This window comes from Streptomyces lavendulae subsp. lavendulae, from assembly GCF_002803845.1.
GTDB lineage: Bacteria > Actinomycetota > Actinomycetes > Streptomycetales > Streptomycetaceae > Streptomyces > Streptomyces lavendulae.
Window position 1 is genome coordinate 5,768,647 of record NZ_CP024985.1, and the last position, 19,026, is coordinate 5,787,672.

The window sequence follows — 19,026 nt, forward strand, 5'->3', positions numbered from 1 at the left end:
GCGTCAGGCGGGCACCAGGGCCGGCATCAGGCGCAGCGCGTTCTCCCGGTTCACGGCCCGGCGCAGTGCCGGGGTGAACGCCGGGTCGGCGGCCAGCGCGGGCACCGCGACGCCCGTGACCACGGCGGCCGGGCAGGCGGGCCAGTCGCTGCCGAAGAGGAGCCGGTCCGGGGACACCGTGGCCAGCAGGGTGCCCGCCGGGGACAGCGGGCCGGCCGTGTCGTAGTAGAAGCGGTGCAGGTGGTCCCGTACGGCGGCGGGTTCCACCGGCGGGTCGAAGGAGTGCGCGAAGGCCTCCAGCCGGGCCGCGATGTGCGGGAGGAACCCGCCGCCGTGCGGCAGGATCACCGACAGGTTCGGGAAGCGGTCCAGCGTCCGGTTGCGGATCATGTTCGCGGCGGCGCGGGTGGTGTCGAGGAGGAAGTCGCACAGGAAGTTCGGCAGCCCCGGCACGGTCGCCGCGCCGGGCGGTCCGCCGGGCGGGCCGCCGGGCGGGCCGCCGGCCGGGCCGCCGGGCAGGTTGTGCGGGTGGGTGTCGACGACCGCCGACCGCTCGTCGAGCTCGGCGAAGATCCCGTCGTAGGAGGGGTCGCCGAGGTAGACGCCGCCGTGGTTGGCGGTCACGTTCACCCCGACCGCGCCCAGCTCGTCCAGGCCGTGCCGCAGCGCCCACGAGGACACCTGCGGGTCCTCCAGGAACAGCGGGGTGTGGAAGACGAACCGCCCCGGATGCGCCTCGACGACCTCCACCGCCGCCCGCAGCGTCACCGTCGTCGCCTCGCGCAGCTGCGCGGAGCTCTCGTAGCGGGCGGGCAGCATCGGCTTGAGCACGGCGGTGGCGATTCCCGCCCGGTCCATCAGCTCCAGTGCGGTCTGCGCGTCCCAGCGCGCCCACGGCGGCAGCGCCTTCGGGTTCACCAGCCCCTGCCGCTCGGCCCACTCGCGCCAGGCGGGGGCGCAGAAATGGTGGTGGACGTCGATCACGGCCCGGCTGCCGTCGTCCTCCCCGCCCGCCGGATCCGCCACGTCAGGCCGTGCCGTTCCGCCGGCGGTGATGCCGATCGCTCCGTATTCCGGCATGCGCGCATTCCCTTTCATCGGGTTCACCGGATTCATCGGGCTTCCCCGGAAGGAGCTTTAGGCTCCGAACGGGTCAATGCTGTTTCGTCCCCGACGCGCCCGGGGAAAGGAGCCGTCTGTCCGTTCCGGGAAATGCGAAAGGTCTGTGCGCGTGACGACTGAACCGACCGCGGCGGTGAACGACGGCCTCGGGCTGGACGAAGCGGTGAAGGCGGCGACCCTGAGCACGCCGGAATACCGGCAGTGCCCCCATCCGTACTACAAGGTCCTGCGCGAACAGGCCCCCGTCGTCCGGCTCACCCCCCGCCACGGCGTGGACACCTACCTCATCACCCGCTACGAGGAGGCCCACGCGGCCCTCGCCGATCCGCGCATCGGCAAGGACATGCACGAGGGCATCGACCTCTACCACGCGCTCTTCGGGGACGCCTGCGAGACCCTCGACGACAACCTCCTCTTCGCGGACCCGCCCCGGCACACCCGGCTGCGCCACATCGCGAAGACCGCGTTCACCCCGCGCCACGTCAAGGACCTGCGCCCGCACATCGAGGAGCTCGCGAACGAGCTGCTGGACCGGTGCCCGACGGACGAGCCCGTCGACCTGATGAAGGCCTTCGCGCTGCCGCTGCCCGTCATGGTCATCTGCGAGCTGCTCGGCATCGTCGGGGTCGAGCGCACCGAGGTCCTGAAGTGGTTCTCGGTCGTGACGCGCTCCCGGTTCAGCAAGGACATGAAGGACGACCTCGTCGAGGCCGAGCACTGGCTGCGGGACTACTTCACCGAACACATCCGGTGCACCCGCGCGAATCCCACGGACGACTTCCTGACGGTCCTGGTGCAGACGCGGCACGAGGAAGAAGCGCTGACCGACGACGAACTCGTCTCGATGATCTGGGTGCTGCTCTTCGCCGGGCACAAGACCACCACCCTGCAGATCGGCAATTCCGTCTTCAACCTGCTCACGCACCCGGAACAGCTGAGGGCGTTGCAGGAGGACCGCGAACTCATGCCGCAGGCCATCGAGGAACTCCTGCGGTACGAAGGGTCCGTGGAGACCTCCACTTTCCGGTACGCGCTGGAGGACGTGGAAATCGGCGGAACGGTCATTCCGCAGGGTGCGATCGTGCAGATCGCCCTGACCGGAGCCAACCGCGACCCGGAGAAGTTCCCCGCGCCGGACACCCTGGACATCACGCGCGAACACCTGCAGCGCGAACACCTCGGCTTCGGCTTCGGCCCCCACTTCTGCCTGGGCGCCCCGCTGGCCCGGCTGGAGCTGGAGATCTGCCTCACCGCGCTGCTCGACCGCTTCCCCGACATGGTCCTGGCGCTGCCGGACTCCGACGCCGGGGACTGGCTCAAGGGGCCGTTCCCGGCCTTCCGGGGGCTGGAGAAGCTGCCCGTGGCGCTGGACCCCTCGCGGACGGTCGACGACTGGACCGCCCCGGCGCGCTAGCGACGCCCCTCGCGCGGTGACCCCCGTACGAAGCCCTCCGCGCCGCCGGCGGAGGGCTTCCGCGTGCCCGGCTACGTGCCCGGCTACGCGCCCGGCTACGGGCCCGCGAGGGCCGGGTCCACCACCGTCTCGCCCGTGGCCGCGCGGCGCATGCACTCCGCCAGCTCCCCGACCGGCCCGTCCCGCAGCACCAGCCCCGCGGCGCCCGCCGCCAGGGCCGCCTCCCGCAGCCCGGGGTGCGCCGAGCCGGTGGCGACCAGGACCCGGCACTCCGGATGGTCCTCCAGCAGGGCCGTCACCGAGGCGAGGTCCTCCACCAGCGCCACCTCCGGCCGGGCCGTCGCGGAGGTGACCACCTCGATGTCCGGCTGGAGGCCCAGATGGACCGCGAGGGCCGGGTTCGGCGGGTCGAGCAGGACGCGCAGGGAGCGGGCGGGCCGGTGCGTCACGGGCATTTCGTCCACCGGCGCAGCGTAGCGCCCCCCACCTGGGGCAGGGGGCAACACGCCACCCCACCACCTGATCTGACGTCAAGTCAGGAGTCTTCCCAAGTGATCGGGCGTGCGTTATACATTCCTTCAACCGGCGCTAGAACGCGTTCTAGAACGGTTCCGCGTACGACCTCGGTGCGGCTGACGGTGCGGACGGCCGCACCGAGGTCTTCCAAGGCAGCGGTGCTCGCGCAGGCCGCGGCGCCCCGACCCAGGGAGCAGCATCCCCATGCCGATCGATGCCGCCAAGGCCCTCGCCGCCGAACCCCGCCAGGGGGAAATCGGCTGGGACCACAAGGACATCCAGCTCTACCACCTCGGCCTCGGCGCCGGGATCCCGGCCACCGACCCCGACGAGCTGCGCTACACCCTGGAGTCCAGGCTCCACGTGCTGCCCAGCTTCGCGACCGTCGCGGGCGCCGGCATGGCCATGCTCGGCGGCCTCGCGGCCCCCGGCATCGACGTGAACCTCGCCGCCGTCCTGCACGGCGGGCACTCCATCGAGCTGCACCGCCCGATCCCCGTCAAGGGGCGGGCCACCTCCACCTCCAAGGTCGCCGCCATCCACGACAAGGGCAAGGCGGCCGTGATCGTGCTGCGCTCCGAGGTCGCGGACGCCGACGGGCCGCTGTGGACCAGCGACGCGCAGCTCTTCGTCCGGGGAGAAGGCGGCTTCGGCGGCGAGCGCGGGCCCTCCGTCAGGGCCGAGCAGCCCGAGCGGGCCCCCGACCGCACCGAGGAGCGCACCATCCGCGAGGAGCAGGCCCTGCTCTACCGGCTCTCCGGGGACTGGAACCCGCTGCACGCCGACCCGGAGTTCGCCAAGCTGGCCGGCTTCGACCGGCCGATCCTGCACGGCCTGTGCTCGTACGGGATGACCCTCAAGGCCGTCGTCGACACCGTCCTCGGCGGCGACGTCTCCCGGGTCCGCGCCTACCGCACGCGCTTCGCCGGGATCGTCTTCCCCGGCGAGACGCTGCGCATCCGGATGTGGCAGGAGACGGGCCGCGTCCTGGTCTCGGTGACCGCCGTCGACCGGGACGACGCCCCGGTCCTCGCCGACACCGTCGTCGAACACGCGTAAGACAGTCCGACCTGCGACCACAGAAGGAGCCGCACCGTGCGCGCAGCACTGCAGAGCGAGATAGGCCAGGACAAGCTGGAGGTCGTCGACGACATGGAGGCCGTGGGCCTGGGCCCCGGCAAGGTGAAGATCCGCATCAGGGCCACCGGCCTGTGCCACTCCGACCTCTCCGCGATGAACGGCGTACTGCCGCAGCCGGCCCCCTTCATCCCCGGCCACGAGGGCTCCGGGGTGATCGCCGACGTCGGCGACGGGGTCGCCCACCTCAAGCAGGGCGACCGGGTCCTGGTCTGCTGGCTGCCGCCCTGCGGGCACTGCGCGGCCTGCAAGCGCGGCCAGGGCCACCTCTGCCTGGAGAGCCTCGTCAACGCGGGCACCCCCAACTTCCGGCGCGCGGGCGGGGACGTCTTCGGCTTCGCCGCCACCGGCACCTTCGCCGAGGAGCTCGTCGTCGACGCCAAGTGCGCCGTGCCGATCCCCGACGACGTGCCCTTCGACATCGCCGCCCTCATCGGCTGCGGGGTCACCACCGGGCTGGGCGCGGCCATCAACACCGCCAAGGTGGAGGCCGGTTCCTCGGTCGCCGTCATCGGCTGCGGCGGCGTCGGCATCTCCGTCATCCAGGGCGCCAGGCTCCAGGGCGCCGCCCAGATCATCGCCGTCGACCCCGTCGCCTCCCGGCGCGAGGCCGCCCTGCGGTTCGGCGCGACGGAGGCCGTGGCCCCCGACGCCCTCGACGACGCCAAGAACCGGATCACCTCCGGCGAGGGCTTCGACTACGTCTTCGAGGTCGTCGGCAAGTCCGCCACCGCGCAGACCGCCTACAAGGCGACCCGGCGCGGCGGCAGCGTCGTCATCGTCGGCGCGGGCGCCCTCGACGACACCTTCCAGGTCGACATGTTCTCGCTGTTCTTCGACGAGAAGAAGATCCTGCCGTCGATGTACGGGGGCGGGGACGTACTGCGCTCCTACGAGCGCACCATCGCCCTGTGGCGGGCCGGCCGGGTCGACCTGGAGGGCCTGATCACCCACCGGGTCCACCTCACCGAGATCAACGACGCCCTCGACCAGATGCGCACCGGCGTCGCGCTGCGCACCTGCATCGAACTCTGACCCGCTCTGAGAGGAAACCGGTAGATGTCACTGCCACTTGAGGGGCTCAGCGCCGTCGTCACCGGCGCCGGCCGCGGGCTCGGCCGGGCCGAGGCGATCGAACTGGCCCGCCTCGGCGCGAGCGTGGTCGTCAACGACTTCGGCCAGAGCGGCCGGGACGGCTCGGGGGAGGCGTCCGCCGCCCCGGCCGAGGAGGTGGCCGCCGAGATCCGCGCGGCGGGCGGATCGGCGGTGGCGCACCTCGGTGACGTGGCCGACTTCGAGCAGGCCCGGGACCTGGTGGAACTGGCCGTCTCCCGGTTCGGGAAGCTGGACGTCCTCGTCAACAACGCGGGCATCCTGCGGGACCGGATGATCTTCTCCATGTCGGAGGAGGAGTGGGACTCGGTGATCCGGGTCCACCTCAAGGGCCACTTCAACACCACCCACTTCGCCTCGGCGCACTGGCGGGAACGCTCCAAGGCGGCGGGCGGCCCGGTCTACGGCCGGATCGTCAACACCTCCTCCGAGGCCTTCCTCGGCGGCTCGGCGGGCCAGCCCAACTACGCGGCCGCCAAGGGCGGCATCGTGGGCCTGACCACCTCGACCGCCCTGGCCCTGGCCAAGTACGGGGTGACGGCCAACGCCATCTGCCCGCGCGCCCGCACCCGGATGACCGAGGACGTCTTCGCGGGCTTCCAGGAGCCCGAGGAGGGCAGGCTCGACGCCCTCGCCCCCGAGCACGTCGCCCCGCTGGTCGGCTACCTGGCCTCACCGGCCTCGGCGAAGGCCAACGGGCAGCTGTTCGTGGTCCACGGCGGGATCGTGGTCGTGATGGAACGCCCCAGGGTGGCGGCCAAGTTCGACACCACCAAGGAGTCCTTCTCCTACGAGGAACTCGACGGGGTCCTCACCCCGCACTACGACTCCCGCCCCCCGAACGAAACCTTCGCGGCGCCGGAGGTCCTGGGCCTCAAGCACGGCTGACGCGCGGCGCCGGTGGACGGGACGGGGGCGCCGGCCCGGGGAGGGGACCCCCGGGCCGGCGCCCCCCGTTTCAGGCCGGCAGGCCGAGGGCCTCGCGCAGGTCGGCGGGCCCGCGGTAGTGCAACCCGGTCATCCCGAGGGCCCGAGCGGCCTCGACGTTCTCCCGCAGGTCGTCCACGAACAGGCAGCGCTCCGGCGCGGCCCCCGCCCGGTCGAGGGCGATCTCGTAGATCTCCCGGTCCGGCTTCGCGACACCCACCCGGGCGCTGCTGACCACGTGGTCCGCCAGCTCCGCCAGCCCCATCCGTGCCAGGTCCGACTCCAGGTCCACGGTGGCATTGGTGACCAGGACCAGCGTCAGACCGGCCGCGCGGGCCCGCCGCAGCAGGGAGACCACCTCCGCGTCCGCCGAGAAGGGGGACCCGGCCAGCGCGTCGGCCAGCTCCCGCGCCTGCCCGGCGGTCACGCCGGCCTCGGCGCCCAGCGCATCGGCTACCAGCCCCGCCCACTGCCGCAGGGTGACGCGCCCCAGCAGCAAGGGGCCGTCGAGGGCCGGGGTGAAGCCCACCCCGGCCGTGGTCCCCTCCGGGAGCCCGGCGGCGCGTTCGAGGGCGCCGAGCCGGGTGGAGTCGTAGAAGCGGATGACGTTGTCCACGTCACACAGGACCGCGTCGAAGGGGCGGGTCGGGCCGGGGGCGAGGGAGGTGGTCACCGGACCTGCCTATCACCCGCGGCCCGGGCTCAGCCCAGAGGGGCCTGTTGAAGGGGGACCGGGCGTAGGGGCGGGGCCGGCGGGGGGTCCAGGCGGACCGGCGGTGGCGGGGGCGCGGGCTGGCCGATGCCGACGATCCCGCAGGGGACCTCACGGGTGGCGTACGGGAGGTGCAGCCGGCCCTGCGGGGTCCACAGGCCGGTCCCGAGCCAGCCCACCGGCGCCGCGAGGCGGAAGACGCACCGGTCGGCCGGCCGCCACAGCGCGAGCTCCGCCTCGCCGACCCGCAGCGCGACCCCGCAGGTCTCCGGCATCAGGGCCTGGCCCGGCTGCACGGCGAAGGGGTGCGCGTCCGCGATGCGCAGGCACTCCGGGAAGCGGACCGGGCGGGCACTGCCCAGCACCCCCCAGCCGAGCCGGGGTTCGCCCGGGGCGTCGGAGCGGATCAGCAGCAGCCCGCTGTCGGGGGCGGCGAGCAGCAGCCGGTCGTCGCTGTCCTCGGCGATCTGGAGCAGCGGGCTGACCTCGCCGCCCCGCTCCAGGTCCACGGCGACGGCCTTGGTGCGGCCGTCCAGTTCCCGGTCCAGGGACAGCAGGCGGCCGACCCGGTCCAGCCACACCCCGCCGGAGCAGCGCCCCGGCAGGACGGCGACCCGGCGCGGCCCGCCGGCGGCGCCGGCGACCTGCCAGACGGTGCTCTCCGCGGGCCCCACCGCCAGCGCGTAGGCCCCGTGTCCGTCGGGGGAGGGCGGCAGCAGGCGGACCCGTACGCCCTCCTCGGCGGAGACCGCGCCGAGCTGGAGCTCCCCGGTGCGCGGCCCGGCCGCGGCGCCCGACGGGTAGAGCAGCGCGAACGCGTGCCGGTCGGCGACCCGGCGGTGGATCAGCACGCGCCCGTCGGCCAGCGCCAGCACCTCGCTGTCGGCCTCCTCCGGCTGCGCGAGCGGCAACGGCACCGCGTACGGCTCGGGTCCCCCCAGCGTCCACCGCTCCGGGTAGCGCGCCTGCCCCTCCCCGGCCAGCCGGGCGGCATACGCCCCGTCGGCGGCGATCGTGAACGGGGCGGTCGTCGTGATCTCGATGGCACAGACAGTCATCCGGGCCGTCACCTCCGGATGAGGAAGCTAGTTTTCGAGGCCCCCGGGGTCGCGCACGACTCGGCGGGCTTCACACGTACGGGTGGCCGCGGACCGATTCGCCGGTGGCGGAGGGTACGGCTGTGCTGTTCCATACCGGGGCGTTTGGGACCAGAGGGGCCCACCCCTCCCGAACGCCCCGGGGGAACAGCGCCGAGCGCCCGCAGGAAACCGCGAGGAACGAGTGGTTTTCGAGGACGCACGGCGCTGTGAGCCCGGCATCCAGCGCCCCGGAGGCGCGGGAGCCCGTAAAGATGGAGACGGTAACCTTGGCCTGTGCCTCGTCTCTCTGAAGTCATCGCCGCGCTGGACGCTCTCTGGCCCCCCTCGCGGGCCGAGCAGTGGGACGCCGTCGGCACCGTCTGCGGCGAACCCGATGCCGAGGTCACCCGGGTGCTGTTCGCCGTCGACCCCGTACAGGAGATCGTCGACGAGGCGGTGGAGCTGGGCGCCGACCTGCTCGTCACCCACCACCCCCTCTACCTGCGCGGCACCACCACCGTCGAGGCCGGCACCTTCAAGGGCCGCGTCGTGCACACGCTGATCAAGAACGACATCGCGCTGCACGTCGCCCACACCAACGCCGACACCGCCGACCCCGGTGTCTCCGACGCCCTCGCCGGCGCCCTCGACCTGCGCGTCACCGGCCCGCTCGTGCCCGACCCCACCGACCCGGCCGGGCGCCGGGGCCTCGGCCGGATCTGCGAGCTGGACCACCCCGAGACCCTCCGCGAGTTCGCGGCCCGCGCCGCGTCCCGGCTGCCGTCGACCGCGCAGGGCATCCGCGCCGCGGGCGACCCGGACGCGCTGATCCGTACCGTCGCCGTCAGCGGAGGCTCCGGCGACAGCCTCTTCGAGCAGGTCCGCGCCGCCGGCGTGGACGCCTTCCTCACCGCCGACCTGCGCCACCACCCGGCGTCCGAGGCCCGCGAGCGCAGCCCGCTCGCCCTCGTCGACGCCGCCCACTGGGCCACCGAGTGGCCCTGGTGCGAGCAGGCCGCCGCGCAGCTCGACGCGATCTCCGAGCGCCGGGGCTGGGGTCTGCGGACCCACGTCTCGCGCACGGTCACCGACCCGTGGACGGCGCACGCGCCGTCCGTCACCTCCCCCTCTACCTCTGGAGCCCCCAACTGAACGCCGAGCCCGCCGACCAGATCCGACTTCTCGACGTCCAGGCCCTGGACGTCCGGCTGTCTCAGCTCGCGCACAAGCGCAAGTCGCTCCCGGAGCACACCGAGGTCGACTCCCTGACCAAGGACCTCAGCCAGCAGCGCGACCTCCTCGTCGCCGCGCAGACCCAGGCCAGTGACGCCGCCCGCGAGCAGACCAAGGCGGAGCAGGACGTCGACCAGGTCCGTCAGCGCGCGGTCCGCGACCAGCAGCGGCTCGACTCCGGCGTCGGCATCTCGGCCCGGGACCTGGCGAACCTCCAGAGCGAGGTCGTCTCCCTCGCCAAGCGCCAGGGCGACCTGGAGGACGTGGTCCTGGAGGTCATGGAGCGTCTGGAGGCCGCGCAGGAGCGCGTCACCGGGCTGAAGGAGCGGGTCTCCGCCCTGGAGGCCAAGCTCGTCGACGCCACCGCGCGCCGTGACGCCGCCACCGGCGAGATCGACACCGAGGTCGCGAAGATCGACAAGGACCGCGAGGTCATCGTCGGCTCCATGCCGGCCGACCTGATGGCCCTGTACGAGAAGATCCGCGTCAAGCAGGGCGGCGTCGGCGCGGCCCGCCTGTACCAGCGCCGCTGCGAGGGCTGCCGCCTGGAGCTGGACATGGCCGAGGTCAACGAGATCAAGGCCGCGGCCCGCAACCAGGTCGTCCGGCACGAGAACTGCGGCCGCATCCTGGTCCGTGCGGCGGACTCGGGCATCTGATGCCGCGTTTCGTCGTGGAGGCGGACGGCGGTTCCCGGGGCAACCCGGGCCCCGCCGGCTACGGCGCGGTCGTCCTCGACCCGGCGACGGGGGAGACCCTGGCCGAACGCGCCGAGTTCATCGGCGTCGCGACGAACAACGTCGCCGAGTACAAGGGCCTGATCGCGGGCCTGACGGCGGCCCGTGAGCTGGCACCGGACGCGACGGTCCTGGTCCGGATGGACTCCAAGCTCGTCGTCGAGCAGATGTCGGGCCGCTGGAAGATCAAGCACCCCGACATGAAGCCGCTCGCGGCCCAGGCCGCGAAGATCCTCCCGCGCGCGCAGGTCACCTACGAGTGGATCCCGCGCGAGCGCAACAAGCACGCCGACCGGCTCGCCAACGAGGCGATGGACGCGGGCAAGCGCGGCGAGCAGTGGGAGCCGTCCCGCTCCACGGCCTTCGCCGCCGCCCCGCCCGCGGGTCCGCCCGGTGACGCGGCGAAGGGCGCGGCGGCCGTCCGCGCCGCGATGGCCTCCGGCGGCGGTACGGGAACCCGCGCGGCCGCAGCCGCGGGGACCGGCGCCGACACCCTGTTCGGCGCCACCGACGCCACCGACGCCCCCTCCGGGGACGCGCAGGCCCGCGCGGCGGAGGCCGCGGCCGTCCGCGCCGCCTCCGCGGTGGCGCGCGACACCGACACGCTCTTCGGCGCCGCCGAAGCCCCCGCCGAAGCCCCCGCGGGAGCCGACGGCGCCGGCCCGCGCCCCGCGGCCGGTTCCGACGGCGGCCACGCCACCCGGACCGCCGCGGGCACCGGCACCGGATGGGGGCCCGACCTGGGCGCGCCCGCCACCTTCGTGCTGCTGCGGCACGGCGAGACCGCCCTCACCCCGCAGAAGCGCTTCTCCGGCAGCGGCGGCACCGACCCGGAGCTGTCCCCGGCCGGCCGCCGCCAGGCCGCCGCCGTCGCCGAGGCGCTGGCCGCGCGGGGCACCGTACAGGCCGTCGTCAGCTCCCCGCTGCGCCGCTGCCGGGAGACCGCCCAGGCCGTCGCCGACCGCCTCGGGCTGCCGGTCGCGGTCGAGGAGGGCCTGCGCGAGACGGACTTCGGCGCCTGGGAGGGCCTGACCTTCGCCGAGGTGCGCGAGCGCTTCCCCGACGACCTCCAGGCCTGGCTGGACTCCCCGAAGGCGGCCCCGACGGGCGGCGGCGAGAGCTTCACGGCCGTCACCCGCCGGGTCTCGGCGGCCCGCGACCGGCTGCTGTCCGCCCACGCGGGCCGCACCGTGCTGCTGGTGACCCACGTGACCCCGGTCAAGACCCTGGTCCGGCTCGCGCTGGGCGCGCCGCCGGAGTCCCTGTTCAAGATGGAGCTGTCCGCGGCCTCCTTGTCGGCGGTGGCCTACTACGCCGACGGCAACGCCTCGGTCCGCCTCCTGAACGACACCTCGCACCTGCGGTAGCGGCCGGCCGCGCCGCGCCGGTCAGGTCCCGCAGGAGCCGGAGGACCCCCACCGCAGGAACTCGTTGCCGCCGGTGGGGTCCTCGACGAGGACCGCGTAGTCGGCGTAGGGCCAGTTCGCCGTTTCCGCCGCCGCGGCGGACAGGGCAGGGCCCCTGGACGCGCGAGGACAGGGCGACCTCGCGGCGGAACCGGGCCAGGAACTCCGGGTCCTGGGCCTGCGCCCGATGCACGGCCTTGACCGCGACCCGTACGCCCCGGGGGTCGAGACCGGCGTGGACGGTGCCCATGCCGCCCGTGCCGAGACGGCCGATGATCCGGTAGGGGCCGATCGTCGCCGGATCACCGGGATGGGCGGGGGCGACCCGCCCGCCGGGGCCATGGGTGCTCACCTGATTTCTCCCAGGAGACTCCGCCCTTCAGGGCGGGGAGGAATGGGTCCTTGGCTCGGAGTCGCGTAGCGGCGAAGTTCCCTGCGCGTCTGTTCTGAACTGTGCTCTCTTACGTTGTCAGTGGGGGCTGTTAGGTTCGGATCGTGATGATCGCAGCGGCAGCCGACGGCGCCGTGCATGCCCGGTACACGTACCGTCTGCGCGTGTCGTCCACCGCCCTGGCACGTCTGGAAGGCGAGTGGGCGCGGTGCCGGTGGGTGTGGAACGAGTGCGTGGCGATGTCCCGCAAGGTCCACGGCCTGAACAAGAACGCCAGACAGAAGACGACGTGTGGTCCGGCGCAGTTGGACAGGATGCTGACCGGGGCCCGGCGGGGCATGGCGTGGCTGCGTGAGGGCAGCTCGGTGCCGCAGCAGCAGGTCATCCGGGACTTCGCGAAGTCGCGTTCGAAGGCGCTGGGGGACATCAAGGCGAAGCTGCCGATGCGGCAGCGGGCCGGGATGCCCCGCGTCAAACGGAAGCGGGAGGCGGCGCCGTCGCTGAACTACACCCGGCGCGGCTTCCGCCTGCGGGACGGCCGCCTGCACCTGGCCGGCGGGATCGTGCTGAGTGTGGTGTGGTCTCGGGACCTCCCCACAGGCCCGTCGAGCGTGCGCGTGTACCGGGACGGCCTCGGCCACTGGTACGCCTCGTTCGTCGTCGCCACCGAGCACCAGCCGCTTCCCCCGGCCGGGGCCGTGATCGGTATTGACTGGGGTGTGAAGGAGACCGCGACCACCACGTCCGGAGCCCACGACCTGCCGCATGCCGAACACGGGAAGACAGCCGCGCAGCGCCTGGCCCGCTATCAGCGGATGATGGCCCGGCGGAAGACCCCGAAGAACCGTCCCGACACCGCCGGCTACCGCAAGGCCCGCCGGGCTGCGGCGAAGACGCACAAGAAGATCGCCCGGCAGCGGCAGGACACCGGCCGCAAGTGGGCCAAAGCCGTCGTCCGGGACTTCGACCACCTCGCCGTGGAGGACTTCCGGCCGCGCTTCCTCGCGAAGACGACCATGGCCCGCAAGGCGGCCGACGCCGCGATCGGCGCCACCAAGACGGCCCTGATCGAGATGGCCCACAAGCACGGCCGGACCGTGCACCTGGTCCACCCCGCGCACACCACCATGGACTGCGCACAGTGCGGAGCGAGAGCCAAGCACGCACTCCCCCTCTCCGAGAGAACGCGGCATGCCCGCTCACGGCTTCGAGTCCGCCGTCGGTCACCGAACAGGAAGTCACCATGAGCAACCCCTACCCCGGCCAGACGCCGCCCCCGCCCTACGGCTACCCGGTCCCGCCGCAGCCCCCGAAGAAGAACAACGTCGGCAAGATCATCGGGATCGGCTGCGGCGGACTGATCGGGCTGTCGCTGCTCCTCGCGGCCTGCGGGGCGATCATCGGAGGCAACGACGCGTTCAAGAAGGGTGCCAAGGACGGCGCGAAGTCGGTCTCGATGCCCGCTGTCTCGGCGCCCGCCGCGGCCCCGCCGGGATCCGCCCCCGCGGCGTCCGGGACGCCCGCGTCGAAGCCCGTGGCGAAGCAGGACGTGGAGCTGACCGCGACCCCGGCCGAGTTCAACGCCAGCGTGCTCGCCCAGGGCGACGACTACACCTCGGTGCAGGTGACCGTCGTCAACAACGGCGACAAGGAGGTCAGCGTCAACATCCTCTACTTCGAGGTCACGGCCGCGGACGGCACGCGCAAGACGGCCGAACTCGGGGCCGCCGGAGACCAGATCGACACGGTCACGCTCGCCAAGGGCGAGAAGGTCACCGGGGCCGTCACCGTCAAGGGGAAGATCACCGCGAAGACGGTCTACTTCAAGAACGGGCTGCTCGGGAAGAGCTACAGCACCTCGGTGAAGTAGCCGCGGCCCTGCCCCGGAAGCCGGGGAGGGGTACGGCAGACGAGCCGGCCTGTACGCCGGGTTCTGTCGCCCGGAGACCTCGCGGTCGCCGGGGAGACGGCCATCCATCTAGGACCGGCGTTGCCGCCGGTCTCGTGCGGTCTACCCGCGAACATCGGGCGGGCAGCCCTCAAGCGTTCGCGCAGACCCGTCCGGGGACGGATCCTCTTGACCTTGCTCCAGGTGGGGTTTACCTAGCCGCCTGAGTCACCTCAGGCGCTGGTGGTCTCTTACACCACCGTTTCACCCTTACCGGGGACCGAAGTCCCCGGCGGTCTGTTTTCTGTGGCACTGTCCCGCGGGTCACCCCGGGTGGGCGTTACCCACCACCCTGCCCTGTGGAGCCCGGACGTTCCTCGGCGGGATCCGGGGACCCCGACGCGGCCGCCCGGCCGACTCGTCTGTCGTGGCCACCATGTTACCGGCTGTGCCGTCACCGCTTGACCTTGACGCAACGGCAGGGTTTCTACTGGACCCCATGCGGATCGGAGAGATCGCCGCGCTCGTCGGGCTCACCACCCGGGCGATCCGGCACTACCACCATGTCGGGCTGCTCCCGGAACCGGAGCGGCGCCCCAACGGATACCGGACCTACACCGTGCGCGACGCCGTCCTGCTCGCACGGGTGCGCCGGCTCACCGAGCTCGGCCTCGGCCTCGACGAGGTGCGCGACGTGCTCGCCGACGACGCGGGGCGCGAGCTGGCCGAGGTGCTCGCCGAACTCGACGCCGACCTCGCCCGCCAGCAGGCCGAACTCGGCGCCCGCCGCCGCAGGCTCGCGGAGCTGCTCGCGGCCGGGCCCGCAGAGGGGGAGCCCGTCTCGCCCGGCCTCGCCGCACTGCTCGCACGGGCCCCGGTCACCACCTCCCCGTCCGCCGCCAAGGACCGCGAGCACCTCACCCTGCTCGACGCCACCGGAGCGGCCGGCGAGCAGATGTACGCCGCGCTCGCCCCGCTGGTCACCGACCCGGGCGTCCTCGCCCTCTACGAGCGGCTCGACGAGCTGGCCGGGGCCCCCGTCGACGACCCCCGCATCGGCCCCCTCGCCGACGCGCTCGTCGCGGCCGTCCCCGCCGGGCTGCTGGACGCGGTCCCGGCCGACGGGCCGGTCGCGCCCGGCTTCCAGGAGGCCCTGCTCGCCGAGTACGCGCCCGCCCAGGCGGAGGTCGTCCGCCGCGTGATGGCGGCGTTCGTGGAAGGGGGCCGCACGTGAGCGCCCTGCGCGCGGCCCGGATCGCGGCCGCCGCCGTGATCCCGGGCGAGCTGCTCCTCGCCGTCTGCCCGGCCGCCGGGGTGCGGCTCCCCGGCGGGCTCCCGCCCGCCGCCGAGCTGCTGGTGTGCGCCGTACTGCTGCTCCAGGCGTGGGTGCTGCGGTCGCTGTACGCGGCCGCCCGCGCGCGGGGCCTGACCCCCCGCGAGGCCCGCCGGGACGCGGTCCGCGCCGCGGTCCCCGAGTCCGTGCGCCGCCTGCTGCTGCACGAGCTGCGGGCCATCGCCTCCCTCGGCCGCTGGACGGTGCGCCGCACCCACGGGGTGCGCCCCGGGGACCTCGCCGCCGCGTACACCGGACCGCAGACGGCGATGATGTACGGACTGCTCTTCGTGTCGGTGATCGAGACCGTGGGGCTGGCCGTGCTGATCCCCTGGCCCGCCGTCCACCGGGTGCTGCTCGTCCTCGACGTGTACGGGGTGCTGCTGGTGCTCGCCCTGCACGCCGCCTGCGTGACCCGGCCGCACGGGTGCGGCCCGACGGGTCCCTGCGGATCCGCTACGGAGCCCTGTTCGACCTGGCCGTCCCGCCGGACGCGGTGGCCTCGGTACGGGTGGAGCGGCGCTACCCCGAGGGCCGGCTCGTCACCCTCTCCGAGGACGGGGTGCTCGACCTGATCGTGGGCAGCCAGACCACGGTGACCCTGGAGCTGAACCGGCCGCTGGAGTTCCGCAGGCCGCTCGGTGCCCGCGCGTCGGCCCGTACGATCCGCTTCCACGCGGACGACCCGCGGGCCCTGGTCGGCGCGCTGCGGCGGCTGCCCGCACCCCCGTGAAGGGCGCTCACCGCGCCGGGGTGAAGAGGATCTTGGCGGTGCCCGGGTCGGCCCGGGTGAGGCGGACGCGGATGCGGTCGCCGAGGGGCAGCTGTGCCGTCGGGGACTCGACGCGGCCCACCACCGCCGGGTCCTCCAGGTGGACGGTGCCCACCCGCGGCTCCTGCTCCTTGACGTCGATCACCGTCGCCTCGAAGGTCTCCCCGACCCGGTCCTTGAGCAGGGCCGCCTCCACCAGGTCCACGGACTCCCGCTCCACGGAGTTCGCCAGCCGGCCGCCCTCCGCCATCTCGTGCGGCAGCGCCTCCAGCGCCTCGACGGCCCACCCCGCCGGGTCGGTCCCGGCCGACGCGGCCAGGCACAGCTCGCCGGTGTACCGGTCGACCAGGCGGCGCAGCGGGGCGGTGCAGTGCGCGTACGGGGCCGCGACCGCGGAGTGCAGGGCCGGGTCCGGGGTCCGCCCGCCGGTGAACACCGTGTACCCGGCGCCGCGCAGCAGGGCCGTGCACTCCTGGAGGAAGGCGGCGTGCGCGGGCAGGTGCGGGTCGAGGGAGCGGACGAGCGCCGCGTACGGGACGTGGTGCGGCCAGTCGATCCGCAGGGCCTTCGCCGCCCGCCGCAGCCGGCCGACCGCGCCGTCGGGGGCGGCGGGGAGGGTGCGCAGGATGCCGGTGCCGGTGGCGAGCATCAGGTCGGCCGCGGCCATGCCGGTCATCAGGGAGATCTGCGCGTTCCAGCCGTCGGCGGGCAGCGGGGCGCGGTAGGACAGGGCGTACGAGCCGTCGGGCCGTTCGGTGACCTCCTGCTCGGGGACGTTCAGGGAGATCCCGCCGCGCTCCGTCTCCAGGGCCTCCCGCAGCGTTCCGACGACCTTCAGCAGGGCCAGGGCGGGTTCCGCGGTGCCGGAGTCGACGGCCTTCTGGACGCCCTCGTAGTCGAGCCGGGCCCGGCTGCGGACCAGGGCCCGGCGCACCCCGGTGGTCTCGACGCGGCCGTCGGCGTCCAGGTCGAGGCGCCACAGCAGGGCCGGGCGGGTCCGGCCGGGCAGCAGACTGGCCGCGTCCTCCGAGAGGACGGCCGGGTGCAGCGGGATCCGCTCGTCGGGGAAGTAGAGGGTGGTGACCCGGCGGTGGGCCTCGGCGTCGAGGGCGCCGCCCGGGGTGACGAAGGCGGCCACGTCCGCGATGGCGTAGTGCACGCGGTAGCCGCCGGCCGGCCGCAGGGCCAGGTGCATGGCCTGGTCGAGGTCGACCGAGCCCGGGGGGTCGATGGTGAACAGCGGCAGGTCGGTGGCGTCCTCGGACGGCAGCCGCGGGGCGGCGGCGGCCCGTTCGGCCTCGGCGAGCACCCCGTCCGGGAAGGCGGCGGGCACGCCCAGCCGCGTGCGCAGGTCGCGCAGCGCGGCCCGCAGGGCAGCACCCTCTGCGCCGGTCATGTGCAGGTGACGGCGTGGCATGGGTCGAGCGTAGGGCCGACGGGCCGGGGCGGCGCGGTGAGCGGTCTACCCTGGCTCGGGGGCCGCATCCCCTGCGCCGCGTCTTGTCGAAGGAGAACCACCGTGCTCGTGCTGCTGCCGCCCTCCGAGGGAAAGGCCGCCGGCGGCTCCGGCGCACCGCTGGAGCCGGGCTCCCTGTCGCTGCCGGGGCTCGCGGAGGCGCGCGCGGCCGTCCTGGAGGAGCTCGTCGGACTGTGCTGCGGGGACGAGCTCAAGGCGCGCGAGGTGCTGGGGCTGAGCGAGGGGCTGCGCGGCGAGGTGGCGAAGAATGCCGGGCTGCTCGACGCCCCGGCCCGGCCGGCCGGGGAGATCTACACCGGGGTGCTCTACGACGCGCTCGGCCTGGCCGCCCTGCCCGCGCCCGCCCGGGAGCTCGCGGAGCGGTCGCTGCTGGTGTTCTCCGGGCTGTGGGGCGCCGTGCGGGTGACCGACCGGATCCCCTCCTACCGCTGCTCGATGGGGGTCAAGCTGCCCGCGCTGGGCGCGCTGGGGGCGTACTGGCGCACCCCGATGGCCTCGGTGATGCCGGAGGCGGCGGGCGACGGGCTGGTGCTGGACCTGCGGTCCTCGGCCTACGGGGCGGCGTGGAAGCCGAAGGGGGAGACGGCGGGGCGCACGGCCACCGTACGGGTGCTGCACGCGCAGGTCGTGGACGGGGTGGAGAAGCGGTCGGTGGTGAGCCACTTCAACAAGGCCACCAAGGGGCGCCTGGTACGGGACCTGCTGCTGACCGGGGCCGTCCCCGCGTCCCCGGCGGAACTCGTCACCGCCCTGCGGGACCTGGGGTACACGGTCGAGGCGCAGGCTCCGGCGAAGCCGCTGAAGCCGTGGTCCCTCGACGTGGTCGTGAGCCAGATCCACTGAGCCCGGGGGCCGGGGGCCGGGGCCAGGCCGCCGGCCCGAGCCCGGCCCCGTCGGCCGGCCGGGCGTGCGGCGAACGGGGCCGGCGCCGGGCCGTCCGGGGTCAGCGCCCCAGGGGCCAGGCGACGGTGGCGGGGGTCTGGGCGGCGGTGCCCGCGTACTGGGCGCAGGCGTCCGTGAGGGTTTCCAGCAGCGTCAGGGGGTCCGGGAGCGGGTGGCGCATGTCGCGCAGCCAGCTCACCGAGAAGTCCCCGGGGAGGGTGGCCGGGGGGAGGAGGACGTAGCTGCCGCGGCAGTGCCAGCGCAGGCCGGGGTGTTCGTCCATCGTCTCGGGGTGGCAGTCCAGTTCGCAGGGCCACCATTCGTCCTCGTCCTCCGGCGTCCCGCGGGTCGCCGTGAAGAAGAGCATCCGGGCCTGGTCCCCCGTGCCGCCCGATTCGGCGACCGGTCCGACCTCGATGCCCGCGGCCAGCAGGCGTTCCAGCGCGTCACGTCCGGCTTCCAGCGGGACGTCGAGGACGTCGTGGACCATGCCGGTGGCGGTGATGAAGTTGGCCTGCGGCTGGTTGCGGGCCCAGCGTTCGATCTGCGCGCGGTCGGTGGTCGACTGGGTCTGCCAGGCGAAGGAGACCGGGTGCCGCGCGGGGGTGGGGCAGCCGATGCGGTCGCACGAACATCGGTAGCCGGCGGGATGCGCGGCCGGGGCGAGCGGCAGTCCGGCGGCGGCGACGGCCAGGAGGAGGGCCTCGCGGGCGGCTGCGGGGTCTTCGGGAGGGGCGGGTTTGCGGCGCCGGCGCAGCCACTGGGACATCCTGCTCTGCTCGCCGCGTTTGACGCGGCCGGACTCGGACCCCATCTATCCCCTCACCTCAACGTTGCCCCGGAAGACCGTCCCATGGTCCCACCATCCTGAGTCCCGGGTGACCGCA

17 protein-coding genes, 1 other RNA gene and 1 pseudogene are annotated in these 19,026 nt (G+C 74.0%); 12 read left to right on the forward strand and 7 right to left on the reverse strand.

Going from position 1 to position 19,026, the window contains the following annotated elements; genetic code table 11:
- Nucleotides 1-3: 3 nt before the first annotated feature.
- The gene (locus tag SLAV_RS25685) at nt 4-1,080 is read right to left on the reverse strand and encodes an amidohydrolase family protein (RefSeq protein WP_078950600.1); all 1,077 of its coding nucleotides are present in this window, start codon (nt 1,078-1,080) and stop codon (nt 4-6) included.
- Between the two features lie 151 nt (nt 1,081-1,231).
- On the opposite strand from SLAV_RS25685, the gene SLAV_RS25690 reads away from it, so the two are divergent.
- On the forward strand, nt 1,232-2,536 hold the full coding sequence (locus tag SLAV_RS25690; RefSeq protein WP_234333842.1) for a cytochrome P450 family protein: 1,305 nt from the start codon (nt 1,232-1,234) through the stop codon (nt 2,534-2,536).
- Nucleotides 2,537-2,631: 95 nt separating this feature from the next.
- On the opposite strand, the gene SLAV_RS25695 is transcribed toward SLAV_RS25690, so the two are convergent.
- Nucleotides 2,632-2,991 (reverse strand): response regulator, encoded by a 360-nt coding sequence (locus tag SLAV_RS25695; RefSeq protein ID WP_234333848.1) that lies wholly within the window; start codon nt 2,989-2,991, stop codon nt 2,632-2,634.
- A 265-nt stretch (nt 2,992-3,256) separates the two neighbouring features.
- Here SLAV_RS25695 and SLAV_RS25700 point away from each other — a divergent pair, with 265 nt between their 5' ends.
- The 3 genes from SLAV_RS25700 to SLAV_RS25710 are packed head-to-tail and all read left to right on the forward strand — an operon-like array spanning nt 3,257 to nt 6,190.
- Complete coding sequence (locus SLAV_RS25700) at nt 3,257-4,111, forward strand: enoyl-CoA hydratase ChsH3 (RefSeq protein ID WP_030238532.1); 855 nt, start codon at nt 3,257-3,259, stop codon at nt 4,109-4,111.
- A gap of 36 nt (nt 4,112-4,147) precedes the next feature.
- Nucleotides 4,148-5,224: a Zn-dependent alcohol dehydrogenase gene (locus SLAV_RS25705; RefSeq protein WP_030238535.1), complete on the forward strand. Its 1,077-nt coding sequence runs from the start codon at nt 4,148-4,150 to the stop codon at nt 5,222-5,224.
- Nucleotides 5,225-5,248: 24 nt separating this feature from the next.
- Nucleotides 5,249-6,190 (forward strand): 3-oxoacyl-ACP reductase, encoded by a 942-nt coding sequence (locus SLAV_RS25710; protein ID WP_030238537.1) that lies wholly within the window; start codon nt 5,249-5,251, stop codon nt 6,188-6,190.
- A gap of 70 nt (nt 6,191-6,260) precedes the next feature.
- Here the strand turns inward: SLAV_RS25710 and SLAV_RS25715 are convergent, their stop codons facing one another.
- Nucleotides 6,261-6,902: an HAD family hydrolase gene (locus SLAV_RS25715; RefSeq protein ID WP_030238540.1), complete on the reverse strand. Its 642-nt coding sequence runs from the start codon at nt 6,900-6,902 to the stop codon at nt 6,261-6,263.
- 29 nt (nt 6,903-6,931) lie between these two features.
- Nucleotides 6,932-7,999, reverse strand: coding sequence for a hypothetical protein (locus SLAV_RS25720; protein ID WP_030238542.1), 1,068 nt, complete (start codon nt 7,997-7,999; stop codon nt 6,932-6,934).
- A gap of 315 nt (nt 8,000-8,314) precedes the next feature.
- Here SLAV_RS25720 and SLAV_RS25725 point away from each other — a divergent pair, with 315 nt between their 5' ends.
- From SLAV_RS25725 to SLAV_RS25750, 5 genes are all read left to right on the forward strand, one after another.
- Complete coding sequence (locus SLAV_RS25725) at nt 8,315-9,172, forward strand: Nif3-like dinuclear metal center hexameric protein (protein WP_030238544.1); 858 nt, start codon at nt 8,315-8,317, stop codon at nt 9,170-9,172.
- A complete protein-coding gene (locus SLAV_RS25730) occupies nt 9,169-9,912 on the forward strand; it encodes a zinc ribbon domain-containing protein (protein WP_199922223.1) in 744 nt (247 codons plus the stop codon). Before SLAV_RS25725 ends, SLAV_RS25730 begins: the two co-directional genes overlap by 4 nt.
- The gene (locus SLAV_RS25735) at nt 9,912-11,357 is read left to right on the forward strand and encodes a bifunctional RNase H/acid phosphatase (RefSeq protein WP_030238549.1); all 1,446 of its coding nucleotides are present in this window, start codon (nt 9,912-9,914) and stop codon (nt 11,355-11,357) included. The genes SLAV_RS25730 and SLAV_RS25735 overlap by 1 nt, the downstream gene beginning before the upstream one ends.
- Before the next feature lie 537 nt (nt 11,358-11,894).
- The gene (locus SLAV_RS25745; protein ID WP_051841354.1) at nt 11,895-13,034 is read left to right on the forward strand and encodes an RNA-guided endonuclease InsQ/TnpB family protein; all 1,140 of its coding nucleotides are present in this window, start codon (nt 11,895-11,897) and stop codon (nt 13,032-13,034) included.
- Nucleotides 13,031-13,657, forward strand: a complete 627-nt coding sequence (locus tag SLAV_RS25750; RefSeq protein ID WP_037688489.1) for a DUF4352 domain-containing protein — start codon at nt 13,031-13,033, stop codon at nt 13,655-13,657. Before SLAV_RS25745 ends, SLAV_RS25750 begins: the two co-directional genes overlap by 4 nt.
- A gap of 36 nt (nt 13,658-13,693) precedes the next feature.
- On the opposite strand, the gene rnpB is transcribed toward SLAV_RS25750, so the two are convergent.
- An RNA gene (rnpB, locus tag SLAV_RS25755) (RNase P RNA component class A) lies at nt 13,694-14,096 on the reverse strand.
- Between the two features lie 78 nt (nt 14,097-14,174).
- Here rnpB and SLAV_RS25760 point away from each other — a divergent pair.
- Together SLAV_RS25760 and SLAV_RS25765 are read left to right on the forward strand one after the other, a co-directional pair.
- Complete coding sequence (locus tag SLAV_RS25760) at nt 14,175-14,909, forward strand: MerR family transcriptional regulator (protein ID WP_030238557.1); 735 nt, start codon at nt 14,175-14,177, stop codon at nt 14,907-14,909.
- Nucleotides 14,906-15,741: pseudogene (locus SLAV_RS25765) on the forward strand (hypothetical protein). The gene SLAV_RS25760 and the pseudogene SLAV_RS25765 overlap by 4 nt, the downstream one beginning before the upstream one ends.
- A gap of 7 nt (nt 15,742-15,748) precedes the next feature.
- On the opposite strand, the gene SLAV_RS25770 reads toward SLAV_RS25765, so the two are convergent.
- Nucleotides 15,749-17,197: an RNB domain-containing ribonuclease gene (locus SLAV_RS25770; protein ID WP_037688492.1), complete on the reverse strand. Its 1,449-nt coding sequence runs from the start codon at nt 17,195-17,197 to the stop codon at nt 15,749-15,751.
- Nucleotides 17,198-17,299: 102 nt separating this feature from the next.
- Between SLAV_RS25770 and yaaA the strand changes: the two genes are divergently transcribed.
- Nucleotides 17,300-18,100: a peroxide stress protein YaaA gene (yaaA, locus tag SLAV_RS25775; RefSeq protein WP_030238562.1), complete on the forward strand. Its 801-nt coding sequence runs from the start codon at nt 17,300-17,302 to the stop codon at nt 18,098-18,100.
- A 100-nt stretch (nt 18,101-18,200) separates the two neighbouring features.
- Here the strand turns inward: yaaA and SLAV_RS25780 are convergent, their stop codons facing one another.
- Nucleotides 18,201-18,953 carry a bifunctional DNA primase/polymerase gene (locus SLAV_RS25780; protein ID WP_030238565.1) on the reverse strand — a complete coding sequence of 251 codons (753 nt, stop codon included), beginning with the start codon at nt 18,951-18,953 and terminating at the stop codon, nt 18,201-18,203.
- Nucleotides 18,954-19,026 lie beyond the last annotated feature (73 nt).